At 62.0% G+C, this 3,608-nt stretch carries 5 protein-coding genes; 3 read left to right on the forward strand and 2 right to left on the reverse strand.

Annotated features, from left to right (window positions below):
* On the reverse strand, nt 1–880 hold an 880-nt coding region (locus EN879_RS27775; protein ID WP_127274379.1), incomplete at its 3' end, for a benzoate/H(+) symporter BenE family transporter.
* Nucleotides 880–1,650, reverse strand: a complete 771-nt coding sequence (locus tag EN879_RS27780) for an alpha/beta hydrolase (RefSeq protein ID WP_063169788.1) — start codon at nt 1,648–1,650, stop codon at nt 880–882. The genes EN879_RS27780 and EN879_RS27775, both read right to left, overlap by 1 nt.
* 220 nt (nt 1,651–1,870) lie before the next feature.
* On the opposite strand from EN879_RS27780, the gene infC reads away from it, so the two are divergent.
* The 3 genes from infC (at nt 1,871) to rpmI (ending at nt 3,603) form a co-directional block, all read left to right on the forward strand.
* Nucleotides 1,871–2,407 carry a translation initiation factor IF-3 gene (gene infC, locus EN879_RS27785; RefSeq protein ID WP_013528312.1) on the forward strand — a complete coding sequence of 179 codons (537 nt, stop codon included), beginning with the start codon at nt 1,871–1,873 and terminating at the stop codon, nt 2,405–2,407.
* A gap of 163 nt (nt 2,408–2,570) precedes the next feature.
* Nucleotides 2,571–3,218, forward strand: a complete 648-nt coding sequence (locus tag EN879_RS27790) for an isoprenylcysteine carboxylmethyltransferase family protein (protein WP_063169789.1) — start codon at nt 2,571–2,573, stop codon at nt 3,216–3,218.
* A 181-nt stretch (nt 3,219–3,399) separates the two neighbouring features.
* Nucleotides 3,400–3,603, forward strand: coding sequence for a 50S ribosomal protein L35 (gene rpmI, locus EN879_RS27795; protein ID WP_006201248.1), 204 nt, complete (start codon nt 3,400–3,402; stop codon nt 3,601–3,603).
* Nucleotides 3,604–3,608 lie beyond the last annotated feature (5 nt).

Here is a 3,608-nt window from a genome sequence, read left to right on the forward strand (position 1 = left end):
AGATGAGATAGGCGAGCGCATAGAACGGCCCGGTCTTCCAGCGCTCGGCGGGGTCGGGGTGGACGTCCGGCCCGGTGCAGATCGCCGCCGAGATCGCCGCCAGATTGGTGGTCGAGCCGCCGAACGGCGCCGACAGCAGCGAAAACAGGCCGGTGACGCCGATCAGCGGGCCGGGCTCCGGATGGTAGCCGGCGGCGCGCAGCACGGCGAGGCCGGACAGGTTCTGCGAAGCCATGGTGACGAGATAGAGCGGCAGTGCCAGCCCGATCACCGCCTTGGCGGTGAAATCAGGCGCAATCAGCGTCAGCGTCGACAGTTCCGGTGTCGGCAGGCCGCCGACACGGCCGGTGAGGAAAGCGGCGAGGCCACCGCCGATCAGCACCGCCAGCACCGACAGCGCCGGGTTGAACAGGCGGATGACGAAGAAGGCTGCAATCAGCGGCAGGATCAGCCACGGGTCGATGGGAATGGTCTTCACCGCATTGAGCGCGAAGGTGACGACGATACCGGCCAGCATGCCCGAGGCGACGGAAGGCGGTATTCTCGAGATCAGCTTCGTCAGGGGCCGAAACAGCCCGGTGGCGATCAGAAGGACGCCGGTGACGATGAAGGCGGCGACGGCCTCACCCATCGAAAAGCCGCTCGATGCCGCGATCAGCGCCAGGCCCGGCGTCGACCAGGCGGTGATGACTGGCATTTTCGTGCGCCATGACAGCCACAGGCTCTCGATCGCCATGGCCAGGCAGATCGTCGTCACCCAGCTTGCCGTCTCGATCTGCGTCGCGCCGACTGCGTTGGCGGCGGCGATGACGATGGCCAGCGTGCCGCCGAAGCCGACGATCGCCGCGACGAAGGCGGATATCGGAATGGAAAGGCGCATCAGTTTCCCCTCTGCGCCATCGCATCGACGGCCCGCACCAGCATGTCGAGATCCTGCGGTCGCGACAGGCGATGGTCGCCGTCAGGGATCAGCGACAGGGTCACGTCGTCGGCGGGCAGCAGGCTGACCAGCTTCAGTGCATGGCTTGCCGGCACATCCGCATCGGCCAGGCCCTGCAGGATATGCACCGGGCAATGGGTGTCGATCGGGCCTGTCATTGTCAGGTTGTCGCGCCCGTCCTCGATCAGGGCGCGGGTGTAGATGTAGGGTTCCGTGGAATAGTCCGACGGCTCTTCGAAGAAACCTTTTTTGGCGAGATCGCGCTTCTGCGCCTTGGTCAGCACCGGTTCGATCAGTTCAGCGGTAAAATCCGGTGCCGGCGCCAGCAGCACCAGGCCGGCGACGTTGCTGTCATCAGCCTCGCGCAATTCCTGCACCATGCGCAGCGCGATCCAGGCGCCCATCGAGGAGCCGACCAGGATCTGTTTGCCCTTGGTGAAATGCCGGAACACGGCAAGGCTTTGTGCAAGCCATGTCGAAATCGTGCCGTCGGCAAAGGCGCCGCCGGATTCGCCATGGCCGGAATAATCGTGGCGCAGAAAGGCGCGGCCTTCTTTTGCCGCCCAGTCCGACAGCGTCTGCGCCTTCGCGCCCAGCATGTCCGACTTGTAGCCGCCGAGCCAGACGATGCCGGGCGCAGAGCCAGCAGTATGGCGCACCGCGATGCGCGATCCATCGACATCCATAAAGACGGGGGGCGTTGCGGTCATGGCTTTTTCCTCAGGCCCTCTTCTGGCGCGGGATTCTTGTGGCACGGTCGGTGGCGTGGCGAAAAGTGCTCACTATGTTCTTTGTTTGGTGCAGGACAGCGATCAGGGTGATTTTCTGTCAATGCTGTGCTATTGACTCCGCCCGCGCGCTCACCACATTGGCGCGTCCATGCATCAACACTGACAAATCCTGAACGAAACGGCCAAGGAGACCACGACCATTCGCAGACCTTTCAAAGCAGCGGCGCCGACCAAGGATGGCCCGCGCTCCAACCGTGACATCCGGGTTCCCCGGGTCCAGCTTATCGACGCCGAAGGCCAGAACCGCGGCGATGTTTCCATCAACGACGCATTGCTGCTGGCCGAAGAGGCCGGGCTCGATCTCGTCGAGATATCGCCCAACGCGGTGCCCCCCGTCGTCAAGATCCTTGATCTCGGCAAGTTGAAATACGCCAACCAGAAGAAGGCGGCCGAGGCGCGCAAGAACCAGAAGGTCATCGAGATCAAGGAGATCAAGATGCGCCCGAACATCGACAGCCATGACTACGAGACCAAGATGAAGGCGGTTCGCCGCTTCTTCGAGGAAGGCGACAAGGTCAAGCTGACGCTGCGCTTCCGTGGCCGCGAGATGGCGCATATGGAACTCGGCATGCAGCTTCTGAACAAGGTCCGCGAGGAAGTGGCGACGATTGCCAAGGTCGAAGCGGAACCGAAGCTCGAAGGCCGCCAGATGATGATGGTGCTGTCGCCGCGCTAAGATCTGCATCGGCGCGTATCTAGGATCACGATGACGTCAGGCTTGGCCATCGCGCTTAAATCCGCCTGAATCACATCGCAAGGCGTCCCGGCGATCGGCGGGACGCCTTCTTCTTGTTCAGACGCTGCGATCGCCGGCAAAATTCCTGACGATCGGATTCACTATGGTCGATGAAGTCAAGGTTTCGGACGTGGACTTCAAACGCGGGCTGGGCAATTACCAGCATATGCGCCGCATAGTGCTTGCCGTTCTCGTGGTCGTGCTGTTTGCAGCATTGCTATTTGGCCAATCGACGTTTCCGCCCGACACAGCCGTGCACGAGACGATCGAAATGTTCGGCGTGCTGCTGATTTTCCTCGGCATCGTGGGCCGCCTTTGGGCGACACTCTACATAGGCGGGCGCAAATCGTCCGAGGTGGTGACTGGCGGGCCTTACTCGATCACCCGCAACCCGCTCTATGTGTTCTCGACCGTAGCCGCAGCCGGTGTCGGCGCGCAGATCGGTTCGTTCTCCGGTATCATCCTCTTCGGGCTTTTGTGCGCGGGGGCGTTCCATATCGTCATCCTGCGCGAGGAGAAGTTCCTCAAGGAAGCGCTCGGCGCGCCGTATCAGGCCTATCTGGCGCGGGTGCCGCGCTTCTTCCCGAAACTGTCGCTCTACCAGGAGGGCGATACCGGAAACTTCAAGCCGCGCCTGCTGTTGACCACGCTGCTCGACGGCCTGGTGTTTCTGATCGCGCTGCCGGCCTTCGAATTGATCGACGGCGCCCAGCTGTCAGGCATGTTGCCGGTCTGGTTCACGCTGCCCTGACGAGGACACAGCGCCGCATCTCCACAGGTGTTGCGCGCGGGCCGTCTTTGACGTATAGCACCGCCGTTCAAGAAAACCGCCCGGCAGGGCATGCCGTGGCGGTTTCATTTGCTTTTCGGGCTTTGGTCGGCCTGAAGCGAACAAGAAGCGCGATAGTGCGCCAACAATACGGAGTAGCAAAATGCCCAAGATGAAGACCAAATCGGCCGCCAAGAAGCGGTTCAAGATCACAGGTACGGGTAAAGTCCTGTCGGCTGCGGCCGGCAAGCGTCACGGCATGATCAAGCGTTCCAACAAGTTCATTCGAAATGCCCGCGGCACGATGGTTCTGGCTGAACCGGATGGCAAGAAGGTCATCAAGAATTTTCTGCCGAACGGCCTCTAAGGCAT

This window comes from Mesorhizobium sp. M7A.F.Ca.AU.002.02.1.1, assembly GCF_003998535.1.
In the GTDB taxonomy this organism is placed as follows: Bacteria; Pseudomonadota; Alphaproteobacteria; order Rhizobiales; family Rhizobiaceae; genus Mesorhizobium; species Mesorhizobium ciceri.